Here is a 17,606-nt window from a genome sequence, read left to right as displayed (position 1 = left end):
TTCAAGGAGACTGGGTTCTCTTGGGACCCCTGGTACAGGCAGGCCAGGGAGCTCCCTCTTTTATTGCTCTCGCGGTAGCCTGGCGGACTCGACGCTACTCAAACAAACGCAGCTGTTGCTGCTCGCCGTATGTATCGATCAACCGCACACCGATTCCGACCAGCCGTACCGGCTTGCAACCACGCGCAAAGGCCTGTCCCAACAATTGGGCATATTCATTGTTGTCCAACCTGGCACCAGCCTGCTCCAACGTCGTTTGGCTGAAATCATGAAACTTGAGTTTGACGAATGGTTTACCCGGACGATAACCAGCCCCCAGCCGGGCCAGACGCACGGACAATTCATCCAGCAAATACGGCAACTGCGCGACGCATGACGGCAAGTCGGGCAGATCTTTCTCGAAAGTTCGCTCTACGCTGACCGATTGGCGCCGGTTCGCCACGTTTACCGGGCGCTCGTCAATGCCTCTGGATAGACTCCACAAGCGCTCACCGAATGCACCGAACTCTTGAACCAGAGTGTTTCTGGCATGTTCGCGCAAGTCACCACAGTTACGAATACCCATCCGCTGCAGCCGCTCGGCGGTAACCTTACCCACGCCATGCAAACGGTCGACCGATAGCAATCGCACGAAATCCTCGACCTGATCAGGTGTGATCACGAACAACCCATCCGGTTTATTCCAGTCGCTGGCGATCTTGGCGAGAAACTTGTTCGGTGCCACCCCAGCCGACACCGTAATACGCAGCTGCTGCCAGATCCGCCGACGGATATCCTCGGCAATACGCGTAGCGCTGCCGGAGAAATGCGCGCAATCGCTTACATCGAGAAAAGCCTCGTCCAGGGAAAGCGGCTCGATCTGCTCGGTATAGGACTGGAATATCTGGTGAATCTGCCGCGAAACCTCACGGTAGGTATCCATCCGCGGTTTCAGGATCAACAGCTCTGGACAAAGACGCTGAGCGTGTGCGGAAGCCATTGCCGAGCGCACGCCATAAGCGCGGGCTTCATAGTTGCAGGTGGCGATCACGCCACGCCGCGCAGCCGCTCCACCAACCGCCAACGGTCGGCCGGCCAATTGCGGATCGTCGCGCATTTCGATGGCGGCATAGAAGCAATCGCAATCCACATGGATGATTTTTCGCCGCGTCATGGGCCATCGTTTCGACCGGTTGAGAAGGATGCGCAGCCAGGGCCCTGCCCCGACTGCAGTAACTTACAGCTTGCAATCCTTGGCAGCGAAATGCTCAGTGGCGATCGGACGGTTGCTCTTGTACTCGCTGAATTCGTAACGCAGCTTGGCGCCGTTTTCCAAGAGTTTGCGGAACCCGTTGTTCTGGCAGACGCTTTTGGTCAGCTGCTTGCGCACATCCTTGGGATTGTCCCGCATCATCGCTGCGTGCCGCGGCTGGACACTGATAAAGTTGACCAGCGTAGTACCATCAACCGTATACCCCTGATCAAGCAGGTCGGAGTTGATCGCGCGCGGGGTTCCGACGTTACTCTCGCGAGCGACCTGCTCGAGCATCCGCTCTACCTCGTACTCCATCAATGATTGAGCCTGTGCGCCAGTCCAGATCAGACAGAGCAGCAACAGCAGCGGCAGCTGTTTCATGAAACCTCCTTTACGAATGAGCAACTTCGACTGGCATGCTTTCCGTCAGGTTCAGCTTGCCAATGTCGAATCATTGGGCAGCCTGCTAGACTACCGATCCCTGCCATTCTGTCCACTCCATGATGCCTCATGCTGTTGCCCGCCTGCGCGCCGAGCGCCTTGCCCGTAGCGAAAAACCATTCGTTGCCCGAGGTTCGCGCATTCAGCGCTGTCCGCATTGCCGCGTGCCACTTACCCACTGCCTGTGCTCGTGGCTGCCGCACGTTCCGATGAACAATGCCGGCGTCTGCCTGCTGATGCACGACATCGAACCGCTCAAACCCACTAACACAGGCTGGCTGATTGCCGATATCGTTCCCGATACCTGGGCATTCACTTGGTACCGGACCGGTGTCGACGAGCGCTTGCTGCAACTCCTTGCCGAGCCGCAGTGGCAACCGTTCGTCGTATTTCCTGGCGAATATACTGCCCCTGGACGGGTCGTAAACGACATCCAATTGCCACTTCCAGCGAGCAAACGCCCGTTATTCATCCTGCTGGACGCCACCTGGACTGAAGCCCGCAAGATGTTTCGCAAGAGCCCTTACCTGGATGCATTACCGGTACTCAGCCTGCAACCGGAGGCACTTTCCCGCTATCGCTTACGGCGCTCGACCTGTGCTGAACACTTGTGCACCGCCGAAGTCGCGGCGCTGTGCCTGCAACTGGCCGGTGACCGGCAAGCCGGCGAGTTGCTGGATGCATGGCTGGATGTTTTCACCAGTCACTACCTGGCCGCCAAACACCGCCGGCCACTCGATCCAAACGATCAAGCGCATCGCATTCTGAAAGATCACCAGCATTATTGCGAACCAATGCCACTCATTTGCGATCAAAAGGCCACCTAACCGGACCGCCGGTTGGAAATGAACACCACAACCTGAATAGAATCGGTAGTGAAATAGTGCTTGTGAACAAGCTTCTTTCGCCCAAAGGAGCACCAGGCACCACCTTACCGGTTCGTCAACAGAAGATGTTGTCAGTTGGCAGCCAGAGTATCGGATACAACTGGCTTCGAATTTGCGTACCCGGAAGGTAGCGATTTTCACTCCACCCGGCTTGAAAACCAGGTAGGAAAATAACGATTCAAGGAAGAGCCATGATCAATTTTGAGCAAACCGGTGTCTCCAGCGAAAAACCTGCAGGACGCATCCGCCTGAAGAACAAAGGGAAGATTCTCGACGCAGCGGCCAAGGAATTCGCCCGTCATGGGTTCAAGGGAACCAGCATGAATGTCATTGCACAGCGTGCCGGACTGCCCAAGGCCAATCTACATTACTATTTCACCAGCAAGCTGGGCCTCTACATGGAGGTTCTGCGGCATATCCTGGAGCTCTGGGACAACGCCTTCGACTCCCTGACTATCGAGGACGATCCGGCAATCGCCCTGGCGACCTATATTCGGGCACGGATGGAATTTTCCCGCCGCCATCCCCAGGCCTCCAAGATCTTCGCCATGGAGATCATTGGGGGCTGCGAGTATCTTTCCAACCACTACAATCAAGACTATCGGACGTGGTTCCGTGGCCGTGCCGCCGTATTCGAAGCCTGGATCGCCGACGGGAAAATGGCTCAGGTAGATCCGATCCAGCTGATTTTTCTGATATGGAGCAGCACTAAATACTATGCTGATTTCTCCGAACAGATTTGCCTCGTAACCGGTAATCGACGCATGAACCGCGAAGATTTCGAACAAGCAACCGAAAATCTCATAGGCCTTATCCTGAAAGGCTGCGGACTGACTCCTCCCAATCAATCAGCTAATAGCCTGTGCGGTTAATGGATTGACTCAAGTCGGCTGACCGGAGTTTCGAGACCAGATGCCACAACGAACCATAGCAGAGCGATGGTGGGCAGTGGCAACGCTGTATCGGCGCTTCGGGCACCGGCATTGGCTAATCGAATCAACCAAACAGGCCACTAGATTGCGATGCAGCCCTGCTGCTTCTATCCCTGTTCGGCAAGTCGCTCGGCTCGCCGGCTTCGCCGCACAAAACAATCGCCGCCCGAGGGACAGATGGCAATCACCAGGCTACCGAAGTAAGCAATCCAGCTTTACGAGGTGCTTTCCATCAGCGATAACAGTGCGCCAAGCTCTATTACTGCCGACCCAGGCAATAAATATCCGCACCGAGGTTGCCATGAGCGATTCTGTCAAAGCCTATCGCGCCGCTGTGCTGCACTTTCTCGCCGCTCCAGAAAGCCAGGAATCCCATGAATATTTCACTGACGGTCTATTGGTCGTCGAGCATGGGCGAATTGCTCGGATCGGGCATGCTTATGACTTGTTGCCTCAATTGCCAGCGGGAGTCGAGGTGGTCGAATATAGCGACGCCCTGATTACCGCTGGTTTCGTCGACACCCATATCCACTATCCGCAACAAGGCATGATCGGCTCTTACGGCACGCAGTTGCTGGATTGGCTACAAACTTATGTCTTCCCGGCCGAGCGCCGTTTTGCCGATCTTGAATATGCTCGCCTCCAGGCACGTTTTTTCCTGCGCGAACTGCTGCGCAACGGCACCACTACGGCGCTGGTATTTTGCACGGTACACAAGGAATCGGTAGAAGCTTTCTTCGAGGAAGCCCTGCGCCTGAACCTGCGTATGCTCGCTGGCAAAGTGTTGATGGATCGCAATGCGCCCGACTATCTGACCGATACGGCCGAATCGGGTTACGCCGATAGCCAAGCGTTGATCGAGCGCTGGCACGGCCGCAAGCGCCTGCACTACGCTGTCACTCCGCGCTTTGCTCCCACCAGCACGCCGCAGCAATTGGCACTGGCCGGCAAGCTGCTTGGTGAATACCCCGATCTCTACCTGCACACCCATCTCGCCGAAAACCGCCAGGAAGTGCAGTGGGTGAAAGAGTTGTTTCCCGAGCGCAAGCATTATCTGGATGTCTATGACCATTATCGATTGCTTGGTGCACGCTCGGTATTCGCCCATGGCATCCATCTGTGCGACGACGAGTGCCAACGGCTCGGCGAGACCGGCTCAACGGTGGCTTTCTGCCCGACCTCCAACTTGTTCCTCGGCAGCGGCCTGTTCGACCTGGCCAGGCTGGAACGGCATGACGTGCGTGTCGGCCTGGGCACCGATATAGGTGGCGGCACCAGCTTTTCCCAACTGCGCAGCCTTGATGAAGCCTACAAGATCCTGCAGTTGCAGGGGCAATCGCTCGATCCATTCAAGGCACTCTACCTGGCGACCCTGGGCGGTGCGCGGGCGCTTTACCTGGATGATCGCATCGGCAACCTGCAACCGGGCAAGGAAGCAGACTTCGTGGTACTGGACTACTTCGCTACGCCACTGCTAGCCCAGCGGATCGAGCAGGCCAGAGGGCTGGCGGAAAAGCTCTTTGCCCTGATGATCCTCGGGGATGATCGTACCGTGAAGGCTACCTATGCCGCCGGCAGGCTTGTGCATGAGCGCGGAAAGACTGATAAAACCGTCTTACTTTCCACTTAACGATAAAAAGGAATCCAGTATGTCTCTTCGCCGTGCCGTCTTTCTCGACCTGCTTCCACTGGACCAGAACGATCTGGACCTAAGCCCCTTGCACCAGGCCTTCGACGAACTCGTCTGTCACGAGCAAACCACACCGGAGCAAGTCATTGAACGCCTGCAGGGGGCTCAGGCGGTCATTTCCAACAAGGTACGACTGAGCGCCGAAGCCATCGCTGCCTGCCCGGAGCTGAAACTGATTCTGGTCGCGGCCACCGGCTACAACAATGTCGACATTGCGGCCGCGCGCGCGCGCGGCATCACCGTCTGCAATTGCCAGGGCTACGGCACCGCGACAGTAGCCCAACACACCCTGATGCTGCTGCTGGCCCTGGCGACCCGCTTGCCTGACTACCAGCGCGCCGTAACAGCTGGGCGCTGGAATGAAAGCAGGGATTTCTGCCTGCTCGACTTTCCTATCATCGAATTGGCTGGCAAGACGCTCGGTTTGCTTGGCCAGGGCACCCTTGGCAGCGAAGTGGCCCGGCTTGCCGAAACCTTTGGCATGCGCGTGCTGGTCGGCAACCTGCCGGGACGACCAGTACGTCCTGATCGCCTCTCGCTGGCAGAACTGCTGCCCCAAGTGGATGCCCTGACCCTGCATTGCCCACTCACCGAAGCAACACGCAACCTGATCGGTGCCAGCGAACTGGCCCTGATGAAGCCAGAAGCCTTCCTGATCAACACGGCACGCGGTGGGATCGTCGACGAGCAAGCCCTGGCCGATACCCTGCGCCGTGGTCATCTCGGCGGTGCCGCCACCGACGTGTTGCTGGAGGAGCCGCCGGCCGCTGGCAACCCATTGCTGGCCGATGACATCCCCCGTCTGATTGTGACACCACACACCGCCTGGGGCAGTCGCGAGGCTCGCCAGCGCATCGTTGTGCAAATAGCCGAAAACGCCCGAGCCTTCGCCGATGGCCGGCCGATCCGACTGGTAGGATAAAAATTACCGTCACCCAGGCTTTCGAGTGTTTGTCCCGGCCGCTCTTGCTACCCTTGGCATTTTATCCGAGGGGAGCCCTGTGGACCCAAGAAGCCAAGTCCTGCTGCGCCAGATGGCACTGTTCGGTGGAAAAATCCTGCTTGCCGGCCTGCCAGCAGACGATCTGCTCGGTCGGCTTCCCGCCGCCAGCGGCTGGAGCTGGCACGCTGGCGAACAGCAGCAGTTGGTATCCCGCTTCGGTGACGAACGCTGCCGCTTCGCTACCGAGGCTCCGGAAGCGCCATTCGAAGCCGGTGTGCTATTTTTGCCCAAGTCGCGAGAGCTTGCCGAATTTCTGCTGCAAAGCCTGGCCGCCCGACTCGATGGCGGCTTACTTTACCTGGTGGGCGAGAAACGAGCCGGCATCGAACGGGCCGCCAAGCATCTTGCGCTCTATGGCAAGCCAAGCAAACTGGACAGCGCCCGGCATTGCCAACTCTGGCAAGTGCGCATCGAACGACCGCCACAGGTACCTGCACTAACCAACGTGGCCCGACGCTTTACCCTTGAGCTGGCGGACGGTCCCCTGCATATCGTCAGCCTGCCAGGTGTATTCAGCCATGGCCGGCTCGATGCCGGCAGCGCCTTGCTGCTCGGCCAGCTGGACGATTTACCGGAAGGACGCTTACTGGATTTCGGCTGTGGTGCCGGCATCATCGGCTGCGCTCTCAAGCGCCGCTATCCACATAGCGAGCTGCTGCTGCAAGACGTGGATGCCTTCGCCCTTGAAAGCAGCCGCCTGACCCTGGCCGCCAATGGCCTGCATGGCCAGTTGATCGGTGCCGATGGAATCGATGCCGCTCCAAAGGAGCTGGCCGCCATTATCAGCAACCCACCCTTCCACCAGGGCGTGCATACCGACTATCGGGCCACTGAAAGGCTACTCACCCAGGCCACACAGCACCTGCGACCACGCGGCGAGTTGCGGCTGGTAGCCAATACGTTCCTGCAGTACCCATCCTTGATCGAAGCGCATGTGGGCCCGTGTACAGTGCTCGATGAAGGCCAGGGGTTTCGTGTCTACCGCGCCAAACGCAGCTAAAGCTACCGTCAGCCTCCCATCTTGAGAGGCTGACGCTCCAACTGGCCCTAATTGACACGCGCCCGCGCCGCTTCGTAAAGCGGCATGACCTTCGGGATATTCGCCTGCAACTCCGTAATCCGCGTACTGGAGGACGGGTGAGTACTCATGAATTCCGGTGGCGAGGAAGCGCTTTCCTTATTCATCTTCTGCCAGAGGCTAAGCGCCGCATTCGGGTTATAGCCGGCACGAGCCGCCAGCTCCAGCCCGATCAGGTCAGCTTCGTTCTCGTTGCTACGACTGTTGGGCAGAGTCATCAAATATTGCACACCAGTATTGGCCAGCTGTAGACCAGCCGTACTGACGCCAAATGCCGACCCCAGTTGCGTAGCCATCTGCACGCCATAAGCCTTGGACATCGCCTCGCGCCCGTGTTCACGTAGAGCATGAGCAATTTCATGGCCCATTACCGCGGCGATTTCATCATCGCTCAGGTTCAACTCCTCGATCAGCCCGGTATAAAAGATGATCTTGCCGCCAGGACCGCAGTTGGCGTTCAGTTCGTCGCTGTCGATCACGTTTACTTCCCAGGCCCACTGGGCTGCATCCGGGCGGAAGACCGGAACCTGGGCGATCAGGCGCTGAGCGATGGTATTCACGCGCTTGGTGATCGCACTGCTCTCATCAAGCACACCGGCCTCGGAAGCTTTCTGCAAGGTTTCCCGATAGGACTGTGCATACATCTGGTTGACTTCTTCGGTCGACAACATGCTGAACATACGCTGCTGACGATCGACTCCAACCGCCCCGCCACTGGTGGTATTCACAGTCTCGCAACCAGCCACCAGCATGGCGGCAAACAACATAGGCAACGAACACGGTTTGAACATCTCGCTTCTCCTGAAAACGACGGCCCCAGCCTGTCATGCTTTATACAGCGAGCACCGGCCATAGGGTCGGTGAACATACTGGCAGGCAAGCCGGAAATCAAACCGGCGTCAGGCATTGCGGGCCATCAAGGCTGGGGTCATTGACTAGTGCGGCCAGCGGCCGTTCCCGCAACTGTGGCGCTTGCGCCCCAAGCAGCGCAGCAAGCTGAGCGACCGACGTATCGGCAGCCAGCCAGGCGGCTTGTCCGGCCTCGTCGAGAATCAATGGCCGGCGCAGGCCAGCTGCCGGCAAGGTCACCACTGCGGCGCTCAGGTAAGTATGCCCTTGCACCGGATAGGCCTCCCAAATCGCCGCGAAACCAAGCAGCGACACCGGGCCAGTCATCCAATAAGGGCGCTTGCGCACCGAACCACGCCATTCATAGAAACCGTTGGCCGGTAACAAACCGCGGCGCAGACGAAAAGCCTCACGAAACATGGGCTGCTCCGCCAGGGTTTCCGCACGGGCCTGCGCCGGTGTGCGAGAAAGATCAGTCAGCCAGGCAGGCGTCAATCCCCAGCGCACCCGATCGAGTCGCTGGCCATTTCCCAGATTGCGCCGGATCAGCACCTGGCCGTGCGGAGAAATATTCCACTGGGGCGAGTGATCGGCGGGAAAGCCGGGCAAGGCGGCAAAATCCGCGTCCCAGCGAAACAAGGCATAACGGCCACACATGAAGGTCAAAGACTCTCGAATCAGCAGACAAGATCACGTTCCGGCTCGCTGCCAGGCAGCGAGCCGGCCAGGCCGTATTGTAGACCTCGGGTAAGCTGTGCGCCTGCCCATCTGCCGGCAAAATACCGGACAACACATCCAACGCCGGTAGATCGCCCTGTTCTCGGAGTCATCACGTCAATCGTCTTCCCGCCGGACATCCAACTGCCAATCGCTGCCGTCGGTACGCAGATCAAGCACCATCGACCTGCAGCAGACCGGGCAATCCTCGATATACTGCTGATCACCAGCCGAAAGATCGAGCACGGTTTCAACCTGCTCACCACAATAGGGGCATTGGAATACCTGTAATTCCAGCATTCATCGCTTCCTCCGTGACAGCCGTTATAATCTCCGCCCGTTTCGGCCCGGCTGGGTCGTAGTATCCCGTTTCCTATCGAGAACATGATGGACGAATTCGAAGCCATCCGCCCTTATTCCGATGCCGAGGTCCCCGGCGTCCTGAATCGACTGCTGGCAGATGAAGCCCTTCTAGCCGTACTGGCCCACTTCCGCTTTCCTCGACTGGCCGGCCCCCTGGGCTGGTTGCTCAAACCGCTCATCGCTTTCCGCCTGCGCCGCCAGTTCGGCAGCATTTCTACAGTTGAGGCTCTACAGAACCGAATCGAACATTACGTCGACCGCACCGTCGAACGTGCGACCGATGGCACCACCTACTCGGGCATGGAGCAGATGCAGCGTGGCTGCGCCTATCTGTTCCTCGCCAATCATCGTGACATCGTGATGGATCCGGCGTTCGTCAATTACGCAATCTTTCACGCGAAAATGCGTACCCCGCGTATCGCAATTGGCGACAACCTGCTTCAACGCCCGTTCGTCAGCGATCTGATGCGCTTGAATAAAAGCTTTATCGTGCATCGCTCACTGGTTGGGCGTCGCGAGAAGCTGGCTGCTTATCAGGTGCTTTCTGCCTACATCAACCACTCGATCCGCAACGATAATGAATCCATCTGGATCGCCCAGGCCGAAGGCCGCGCCAAGGACGGCGACGACCGCACCGACTCGGCGATCCTCAAGATGATGCACATGAGCCGCAAGAGCGAAAGCTTTGCCGAAACCCTGGCGGCTCTGCGCCCTGTGCCGGTTTCCATCAGCTACGAATACGACCCTTGCGACCAGGCTAAAGCTCGCGAGCTCTACATTCGTGCCACTACCGGTACCTATAGCAAGGCCAAGGGCGAAGATGACACCAGCATCGCCCTCGGCATCACTGGCTACAAAGGGCGCGTACATATCCACTTCAGCCCGCCGATGACCCAAATCCCGGAAGACGCCAAACAGATGGCAGCAGCCCTGGATCGGCAGATCCTGCAAGGCTATCGGCTATTTCCCGTTCATTACCTGGCCTATGCCATGTGGATGAAACGGGAACCGGAGCTGCAAGTACCAGCCGCGCACGAGCTATTCGGCAGGCAAGAACTGGCCAAAGCCGAGGACGAGTGGAACAAGCGCCTGAACGCCTGTCCGAACGAACATCGTCCCTATCTGATCCAGCAGTATGCGATGCCGGTACGCAACCAGTACCGGGTGAAGGCTGGCTTGCCACTCTGAGCAAAACACAACTCGTGAACAGCACAAGGCCCGTCGCTTGAACAGGCCTTTGTGTTTCAGCAGTGCATCGTTGTTACTGCTGCACGAGCAGCGGAGCGATATTCTGGTCTTTGAATACCCGAGTCAGTGCATCGCTCAGCACACTGCCGACCAGCTCGTTGTTGGTTTGCTCGCTTGGCGTCATACCAAAGCGCCGATTGAGACTGGCACTGTAACGTCCGGTGTAGCGACGTGTGGCGTTCTGCACATCCAGGCGGAAAGTAGCGTTGATAACCGCATCGGTGACATAGATGTCATCATTGGGCGACTGGTATTTCAGTTCGGCCAGTGTCACGGTCAGCTGCGGTGCATTCGCGGCATTTGGTGAAGGCGTGAAGCCCAGCAGGCGTACGGCAGTCTCGACCTGGGCTTGCAGTTTCGGCAGCAGCTTATCACTTGGCACGATGACCAGGCTGGTATCTGGGTAGATACCGCCCCGCGTACCCAACGTCGACGAAGGGCGTCCATCCACCACTCGCACTATTACAGGCTGCCCCTGCCCAACAGCAGTGATGGGGTCATTCAGCTTGGGGATAGGATCGAGTTGCTGGGGACTGTTCGCGCAGCCGGTGAGCCCCACACAGGCAATCAGGGCAAGACCGAACAACAAACGCTGCAGCATGCCGTTTTTCTCCAATTTGAGTATTGAAATGTTGACGGCAGTATAGCGAGAGCCAGCGGGTGTCGACAGGAATCACTGAGTAGACGAACACGACAAAATAAAACCGCCCTGCATGCAGAGCATGAAGGACGGTAATCGCAAATATAGAATGGAACAATCGCTATCAGGCAGCAGTCAGCCCCAGGCGCTTACCGGATTCGGCGCTTACCTTGCGATAGGTTTCGGCATCGGTCTGCAGGGCTTTCTCGCGAGCCTGGAAGATCTCGCCGAGCTTGGCTTTCCAGTCATCAGTGGCAATCTTGTCGGCGAAGCAACGTTCGATCAGGTTGAGCATGATCGGAACAGTAACGGAGGCGCCGGGGGATGCACCGAGCAAAGCGGCGATGGAGCCGTCTTTCGACGCAACCAGCTCAGTCCCGAACTGCAGAACACCGCCTTTCTTCTCGTCTTTCTTGATGATCTGGACTCGCTGACCAGCAACCTCGAGGCGCCAGTCCTCGGCTTTCGCCTCGGGATAGAACTTGCGCAGGCTGGCCAGACGTTCGTCCATCGACTGCATTACCTCACGGATCAGATAACGAGTCAGATCCATGTTATCGCGGGCTACAGATAGTATCGGCTTGATATTGCCCAGGCGGATCGATAGAGGCAGATCCGCCATCGAACCGTATTTGAGGAATTTGGTAGTGAAACCGGCATAAGGCCCGAACAATAGCGACTTCTTGCCATCGACCACGCGGGTGTCAAGATGCGGTACCGACATTGGCGGAGCTCCGACCTCGGCCTGGCTGTACACCTTGGCTTGGTGCTTGCTCACCACGTCCGGATTGTCGCAGCGCAGCCATTGGCCGCTGACAGGGAAACCACCGAATCCCTTGCCCTCTTCGATACCGGATATCTGCAACAGGGGTAGCGCACCACCACCGGCGCCAAGGAAGACGAACCGGGTATCGAGCTGGCGGGTCTGTACGCTATTGAGGTTCTTGACTTCAACCTGCCAACTGTCACCAGTACGCTGTAGCCCTGTCACTTTGCTATTGAAAGTCACTGTTACACCTGGCTGGGCAGCCAGATACTTCAGCAACTGGTTGGTCAGGGCACCGAAGTTGACATCAGTTCCTCGCATGGAACGCGTAGCGGCAATGTGCTCATCGGCATCACGCCCCGGCATCATCAACGGTACCCAGTCGGCGATAGTGGCGCGATCTTCCGAATAAACCATATCGGCAAAGGCATGGTGAGCGCTGAGTAGCTCGTGGCGCTTCTTGAGGTACTCGATATCCTTGTCGCCGCGAACGAAACTCAGGTGAGGGACCGAATTGATAAAGTTGCTCGGGTCACCAAAGCCTTCCTTGCCGACCATATAAGCCCAGAATTGCTTGGAAACCTCGAACTGACTGTTGATGACGACAGCCTTGGAAATATCGACGGAACCGTCTTGGGCCTGAGGGGTGTAATTCAGTTCGCAAAGTCCAGCGTGACCGGTGCCAGCATTGTTCCATGGGTTGGAGCTCTCTGTCGCTCCGGCCTCCCGCATTTCCACGATCTCCAGCCTGAGGCTGGGATCGAGCTCCTTGAGCAATACCGCAAGTGTGGCACTCATGATGCCAGCTCCAACCAGCACCATATCCAGCGCGTCGCTATTTTGCGTCATTAACGCTTCTCCCAGAACACAGCAAAAGACTTTCGCGACCGCGGTAGGCGGCGCGCGCGAAACCATGGGCCGAACGCTCTAGAAAGCGGATCATCCGACCAGTCGGAACCGATGTTCCGATTCAACTGCCAGGCGGCTTGTGGCCACCTTGAATCGCCACACGCCCGCACCTCGGCGGGTGTTTTACCCGATACTCGAGCAGGACGCATCGCAAGACTCTCGTTTCGAGCCGGCCTACCGGCCATCGAAGCTACCGGATTATCTCGGCAGCACCGTCATTCCTGTCTGGCAAATCAAGAAGCATGCAGGATCGATCAGGCCCGAGCGGCTTTCACCAGTTCGACATAAGGCGCAGCCTGACGCTGATCGCCGACCAGGTCGAGAAAACTTTCACCTTTGGCATTTTTGGTGCGCAGATCCAGGCCCTGAGCGACGAAAAACTCCAGGTAACGAGCGAAGTCGTCCACACGCAAACCCCGATATGCCTTGATAAGTTTATGTAACGCAGGAGGGGTATCGTCAGCAGGTTCAGGTAGGAGAAATAGTTTGATCGCTTCATCAGGAAGCTCCTCTCCGATCACCTGCTTCTTGTCTTTACGCATACTAGCCTCCCCGTAAGCAAGTGCTGAATAAGGCTTGGAGTGTACCTTCGAGAAGCGATGTGCTCAACGCACCGAAGTTCCTTCCGACTAAGGTCGCAGTTCATAATCCAGCTACCGCCTGTCTCGCGGCCAACTGTTCAATCCCGGCATTTGCCGGATCCCTGCGGGGCAATCCGAAAAACCATGCGATTGAATACTTTTTGCTCAATACTGCCCAGGGCTATGCAAATGAACGACTGCTTGGCTTTTCTCCCAGGTTATCCACAGGCCTCTCCACATATTCCGTGGAAAACTCACACTTGATCAATGGCACCAAGCAAAAACGCACAAATACTTGACATATGAATCAGAATGGAGGTCGATAAAAGACCAAATCCTCTGTGTGCATTTTTTGTACTACACCGGTAACGCCTAGTGCTGCAAGGCCTGGAAAGTCCTTTCCCATGATTATCCACAGGGTGCTACACAGACTTCTGGGATAACTGGATAACTCCAATCGAAACCAGGGAAACCAGATCTGATCAGTTGCCTTTCCTAACGCACCAGCCAAAACCGACACTCACCATCACTGTCAGGCCAAACAGGCTGGCCTGGTTGGCCAAGGCGCTTTCGAAAGATCCAACTTGAGCCCATGATCCGCGCTTTCATGAATGTTTTCTAATTTGAATAACTTGCCATCATGCTTCTGACTTGGAAAAACCGTCTGACCCAACTACTGAATATCGTCGCCAGGCTGACGCACCGCTATCCCGGAGCCGTGGCCCTTTTCGGCTTCTGCTCTGGAGTGGCCAGCTTTTTTCTCGTGGAACGCCAGGCGCGGCTGGCAAAGGTCGTAGCCCTGGTCATGCTGATCAGTTGGCTCTGGCTGACTCTGGAAAATATTCTGCGTCGCTTCCTGCTGAGCCGCTTCGGCTGGCAATTGCCAACCGCACTGTTGCGCTATGCAACCCAGGTGATTCACCAGGAAAGCCTGTTTTTCGTCATCCCGTTCTTTACCGTAACGACCACCTGGAACAGCGGACAAGCGATTTTTTCCGGGTTACTGGGCTGTGCAGCGCTGGTTTCGGTGATCGATCCGCTGTACTACAAATGGCTGGCAGAACGACGCTGGCTGTACCTGGCCTTTCATGCGCTGACCCTGTTTGCGGTATTGCTGACCATCCTGCCGATCGTGTTTCATCTGTCCACGCCACAGAGCTATCGCCTCGCCCTGGGGACAGCCCTGATATTAGCGCTACCCAGCTTCAGTGGCCTGTTTGCGAATTGGGGCTGGCGCCGCCTGCTGGCAATTGTCGGCCTGGTCGCCCTCACTGCAACAGCAGGATGGCTGGGGCGAACCTGGGTTCCGCCGGCTACCCTCAGGCTCAATCAGATCTCGGTTACCATGCATCTGGATAACCACGGCCGCGCGCCGGCTGACAGTATCGACCGGCTGACGGTAAAACAGCTCAAAGCGAACGGACTCTATGCCTATACCGCGATCAGCGCTCCACGCGGACTTAAGGAGCGGATCTACCATGAATGGCTTTACGAAGGCCGGCAGATCGACCGTATCGCGCTGGATATCAAGGGTGGGCGGGAAGCGGGTTATCGTGCCTGGAGCTATAAACGCAACTTTCCCGAAAACCCGGCAGGCAAATGGCATGTGCGGGTAACCACCGAAGCAGGACAGCTGATTGGCATACTGCGCTTCGAGGTGACTCGGTAGCTATCTGTCCATGTCATCGACAACCACCCCATTCATTGCTCAGGCAGGAAAAGAAATGGATATCTGGAACCTGCTGGCGGCAAGCATCGCTGCGGAGTTTTCCGACATTGCCGATCAGGAAAAGGCGCTTCGCATTTGCATTCGCCTGCTGTTGGCCGTCGTTCTCGGAGGTTTGCTCGGCTATGAAAGGGAATATCACGGAAAATCAGCCGGCCTGCGAACACATATGCTGGTTTCGCTGGGCGCCGCGCTTTTTGCTCTGCTACCGAGCCTGGCTGGCACATCGAACGATGACATATCCCGGGTATTGCAGGGCATCATTACCGGTGTGGGCTTTCTAGGTGCCGGGACCATTCTCAAAGGTAGTGGCTCCCTGCATCGGGTTCACGGCCTGACCACTGCTGCCGGGATCTGGACGACCGCCGCCATTGGCGCGGCAGCCGGCCTCGGCTATGGTTCAACGGCCGTTCTCAGCACGCTCCTGATGCTGCTCGTGATGTCATTGATGCGGATACTTGAACAACACGCCGCACACAAGCGTAATAAAAACGATCAGCCACCCGAAGCCTGAACAGGGTCAGCCGGCATCCATCAGTCAGGCAACACCTCGATTCTACGCTGCAAACAGATCCCATCGACCGACAATTGCGCCGCGTAAGCCAGTACTTCGACCCCCGCAGCCCTCGCATGACGTAACGCAGCGGCATAGGACGGATCTATCTCGCCGGCTGGCCGCACCGCGTCGATGCCCGACAGATTCACGCAATAAAGTTGTACTGCGCGAATTCCGTCCCGGGCCAGGGCAGCCAGTTCACGCAAGTGACGACTTCCACGCTGCGTCACGGCATCCGGGAAAGCCGCCACGGACGTACCGGCAAACCCCAGGGTGACGCTCTTGACCTCGACAAAGGCCGACCCGACCGGATAATCAAGGCGAAAATCCACCCGGCTGCCTTCCACGCCATAGGCCACCTCGCGCCGCAGCCCGCTGAAGCCGGACAACTCTTCGATGCGGCCAGCCCGCAGGGCCTCCTCGACCAATCTATTCGCTCTTGCCGTATTGACGCAGGCGATTCGCCCTTGAGGCGTCTCGGCCAGTTCCCAGGTTGCCGGCAACTTACGCCGGGGGTCGCTGGAGCGCTGGAACCAGATACGCCCTCCCTCTTGCATGCAATTGCGCATGGAGCCGGTATTCGGGCAGTGAATGCAAAGAGTCTCGCCCTGTGCCGTCACGATATCGGCCAGAAAACGCTTATAGCGACGAATCAGCCGACCTTCCTCAAGAGCGGGAACGAAATGCATTCAAGGCTTCCAATACTGCAGGCCATGGGCGATGCGCGCGACAGCCTGTTCCAGGCGCGGCAGATCTTGGGTGTAGGCAAACCGCACATGCTGATCCGCCTGATGACGACCGAAATCGATTCCCGGCGTGATAGCCACGTATTCGGTTTCCAGCATGAACTGGCAGAATGCATTGGAATCGCCGCCGAAAGCGCTGATGTCGGCATATAGATAGAAAGCACCTTGCGGCTCGACATGAATCGCGAACCCCAAGGTACGTAATGCTGATAACAGGTAATCGCGACGTCTGGCAAATTCGGCACGTCGCTCTTCAAGAATAGCCAGCGTCTGCGTTTCGAAACAGGCCAGTGCCGCATGCTGGGCCATGCTCGGCGGGCTGATGTAAAGATTCTGCGCCAGCTTTTCCAACTCGGGTACCGCCGCCACTGGCGCCACCAACCAGCCCAGGCGCCAACCGGTCATGCCGAAGTACTTGGAAAAACTGTTGAGCACGAAGGCCTCGTCATCCACTTCCAGGATGCTGGCCGCCTCCACACCGTAAGTCAGCCCATGATAGATCTCGTCCACCACCAGGTGACCGCCATGCCGTCGCAAGGCTCCGGACAGCCCGGCCAGCTCTTCCCGCGCCAGCAGCGTACCGGTAGGGTTGGCCGGAGACGCCACCAATGCACCGACACTATTCTGGTTCCAGTACTGCTCGATCAATGCGGGCGTTAATTGATAACGCTCTTGCGGCCCGACTGGAATCAGTTGCGAATCACCTTCGACCAACCGCAAAAAGTGCCGGTTGCAGGGATAACCGGGATCAGCCAGCAGCCAATGTTTACCGGGGTCGACCAGCAGGCTGCTGACCAGAAGCAGCGCACCCGATCCGCCAGGAGTGATCAAGATCCGCTCTGGTCCGATGGTAATCCCATAGCGCTGCGCATAGAACCCGGAGATCGCCTCGCGCAACGGCAGCAGTCCTTTTGTTGCCGTATAGCGCGTATGGCCAGCCGCCAATGCAGCCTGCCCGGCGGCAACGATGGGTGCAGCGGTGGAAAAGTCCGGTTCGCCGATCTGCAAATGGATGACATCCTTGCCCTGCGCCTGCAATTCCTTGGCCCGCGCCAACAGTGCCATGACCCGAAAAGGTTCTATCGCCTTGCTGCGTTCACTGTAGTTTGGAATCATCCAAGCCTCGCAGATGTCTTTAAAGGATGGATTCTATCCAAAGATTCATGAGCACCGCAGTCGTCGGTAGTGTCGGAGAGTGGCGGACCCCGGTTCGATCTGGTAAGTTCGCTCGCTTGCAGTC

The 17,606-nt window shown here is 57.5% G+C and carries 18 protein-coding genes; 8 read left to right on the top strand and 10 right to left on the bottom strand.

The genetic code is table 11. The features are described from left to right. Positions 1 to 94: 94 nt before the first annotated feature. The gene (gene dinB / locus FHR87_RS16390) at positions 95 to 1,153 is read right to left on the bottom strand and encodes a DNA polymerase IV (RefSeq protein ID WP_183167816.1); all 1,059 of its coding nucleotides are present in this window, start codon (positions 1,151 to 1,153) and stop codon (positions 95 to 97) included. Positions 1,154 to 1,216: 63 nt separating this feature from the next. Then, entirely contained in the window at positions 1,217 to 1,615 is a 399-nt protein-coding gene (locus tag FHR87_RS16385) for a PA3611 family quorum-sensing-regulated virulence factor (RefSeq protein ID WP_183167815.1), read from the bottom strand. Between the two features lie 122 nt (positions 1,616 to 1,737). On the opposite strand from FHR87_RS16385, the gene FHR87_RS16380 reads away from it, so the two are divergent. From FHR87_RS16380 to FHR87_RS16360, 5 genes are all read left to right on the top strand, one after another. Further along, positions 1,738 to 2,502, top strand: coding sequence for a tRNA-uridine aminocarboxypropyltransferase (locus FHR87_RS16380; protein ID WP_183167859.1), 765 nt, complete (start codon positions 1,738 to 1,740; stop codon positions 2,500 to 2,502). A gap of 251 nt (positions 2,503 to 2,753) precedes the next feature. Beyond that, a complete protein-coding gene (locus FHR87_RS16375; RefSeq protein ID WP_183167814.1) occupies positions 2,754 to 3,434 on the top strand; it encodes a TetR/AcrR family transcriptional regulator in 681 nt (226 codons plus the stop codon). Positions 3,435 to 3,795: 361 nt separating this feature from the next. Next, positions 3,796 to 5,124, top strand: coding sequence for a guanine deaminase (gene guaD / locus FHR87_RS16370; protein WP_183167813.1), 1,329 nt, complete (start codon positions 3,796 to 3,798; stop codon positions 5,122 to 5,124). A gap of 19 nt (positions 5,125 to 5,143) precedes the next feature. Then, positions 5,144 to 6,106: a 2-hydroxyacid dehydrogenase gene (locus FHR87_RS16365; RefSeq protein ID WP_183167812.1), complete on the top strand. Its 963-nt coding sequence runs from the start codon at positions 5,144 to 5,146 to the stop codon at positions 6,104 to 6,106. A 79-nt stretch (positions 6,107 to 6,185) separates the two neighbouring features. Continuing rightward, positions 6,186 to 7,187 (top strand): methyltransferase, encoded by a 1,002-nt coding sequence (locus FHR87_RS16360; RefSeq protein WP_183167811.1) that lies wholly within the window; start codon positions 6,186 to 6,188, stop codon positions 7,185 to 7,187. 47 nt (positions 7,188 to 7,234) lie between these two features. Here FHR87_RS16360 and FHR87_RS16355 read toward each other — a convergent pair whose 3' ends face one another. The 3 genes from FHR87_RS16355 to FHR87_RS16345 form a co-directional block, all read right to left on the bottom strand. Next, a complete protein-coding gene (locus FHR87_RS16355; protein WP_183167810.1) occupies positions 7,235 to 8,056 on the bottom strand; it encodes a M48 family metallopeptidase in 822 nt (273 codons plus the stop codon). Between the two features lie 97 nt (positions 8,057 to 8,153). Continuing rightward, positions 8,154 to 8,771: an SOS response-associated peptidase gene (locus FHR87_RS16350; protein WP_183167858.1), complete on the bottom strand. Its 618-nt coding sequence runs from the start codon at positions 8,769 to 8,771 to the stop codon at positions 8,154 to 8,156. Between the two features lie 177 nt (positions 8,772 to 8,948). Further along, a complete protein-coding gene (locus FHR87_RS16345; RefSeq protein ID WP_183167809.1) occupies positions 8,949 to 9,131 on the bottom strand; it encodes a CPXCG motif-containing cysteine-rich protein in 183 nt (60 codons plus the stop codon). An 87-nt stretch (positions 9,132 to 9,218) separates the two neighbouring features. Between FHR87_RS16345 and FHR87_RS16340 the strand changes: the two genes are divergently transcribed. Then, on the top strand, positions 9,219 to 10,382 hold the full coding sequence (locus FHR87_RS16340; protein ID WP_183167857.1) for a 1-acyl-sn-glycerol-3-phosphate acyltransferase: 1,164 nt from the start codon (positions 9,219 to 9,221) through the stop codon (positions 10,380 to 10,382). 73 nt (positions 10,383 to 10,455) lie between these two features. Here the strand turns inward: FHR87_RS16340 and FHR87_RS16335 are convergent, their stop codons facing one another. The 3 genes from FHR87_RS16335 to FHR87_RS16325 all read right to left on the bottom strand — a co-directional run bounded on the left by FHR87_RS16335 (position 10,456) and on the right by FHR87_RS16325 (position 13,299). After that, the gene (locus tag FHR87_RS16335; RefSeq protein WP_183167808.1) at positions 10,456 to 11,043 is read right to left on the bottom strand and encodes a YajG family lipoprotein; all 588 of its coding nucleotides are present in this window, start codon (positions 11,041 to 11,043) and stop codon (positions 10,456 to 10,458) included. Between the two features lie 163 nt (positions 11,044 to 11,206). Beyond that, the gene (gene mqo / locus FHR87_RS16330) at positions 11,207 to 12,763 is read right to left on the bottom strand and encodes a malate dehydrogenase (quinone) (protein ID WP_183167807.1); all 1,557 of its coding nucleotides are present in this window, start codon (positions 12,761 to 12,763) and stop codon (positions 11,207 to 11,209) included. 248 nt (positions 12,764 to 13,011) lie between these two features. Beyond that, entirely contained in the window at positions 13,012 to 13,299 is a 288-nt protein-coding gene (locus FHR87_RS16325; RefSeq protein ID WP_183167806.1) for a PA4642 family protein, read from the bottom strand. Between the two features lie 679 nt (positions 13,300 to 13,978). Here FHR87_RS16325 and FHR87_RS16320 point away from each other — a divergent pair. Both FHR87_RS16320 and FHR87_RS16315 read left to right on the top strand, forming a co-directional pair. Beyond that, on the top strand, positions 13,979 to 15,007 hold the full coding sequence (locus FHR87_RS16320) for a DUF5924 family protein (protein ID WP_183167805.1): 1,029 nt from the start codon (positions 13,979 to 13,981) through the stop codon (positions 15,005 to 15,007). 55 nt (positions 15,008 to 15,062) lie between these two features. After that, positions 15,063 to 15,578 (top strand): MgtC/SapB family protein, encoded by a 516-nt coding sequence (locus FHR87_RS16315; protein ID WP_183167804.1) that lies wholly within the window; start codon positions 15,063 to 15,065, stop codon positions 15,576 to 15,578. Between the two features lie 20 nt (positions 15,579 to 15,598). Here the strand turns inward: FHR87_RS16315 and sfsA are convergent, their stop codons facing one another. Next, positions 15,599 to 16,309, bottom strand: coding sequence for a DNA/RNA nuclease SfsA (gene sfsA, locus FHR87_RS16310; protein ID WP_183167803.1), 711 nt, complete (start codon positions 16,307 to 16,309; stop codon positions 15,599 to 15,601). Next, complete coding sequence (locus FHR87_RS16305) at positions 16,310 to 17,482, bottom strand: pyridoxal phosphate-dependent aminotransferase (protein WP_183167802.1); 1,173 nt, start codon at positions 17,480 to 17,482, stop codon at positions 16,310 to 16,312. Positions 17,483 to 17,606: the final 124 nt, after the last annotated feature.

Origin of the sequence: Azomonas macrocytogenes (assembly GCF_014191985.1) — a bacterium.
Classification (GTDB): domain Bacteria; phylum Pseudomonadota; class Gammaproteobacteria; order Pseudomonadales; family Pseudomonadaceae; genus Azomonas; species Azomonas macrocytogenes.
Note: the sequence above shows the minus strand (reverse complement) of the source record. Positions and strands in the feature narration are given on the sequence as shown.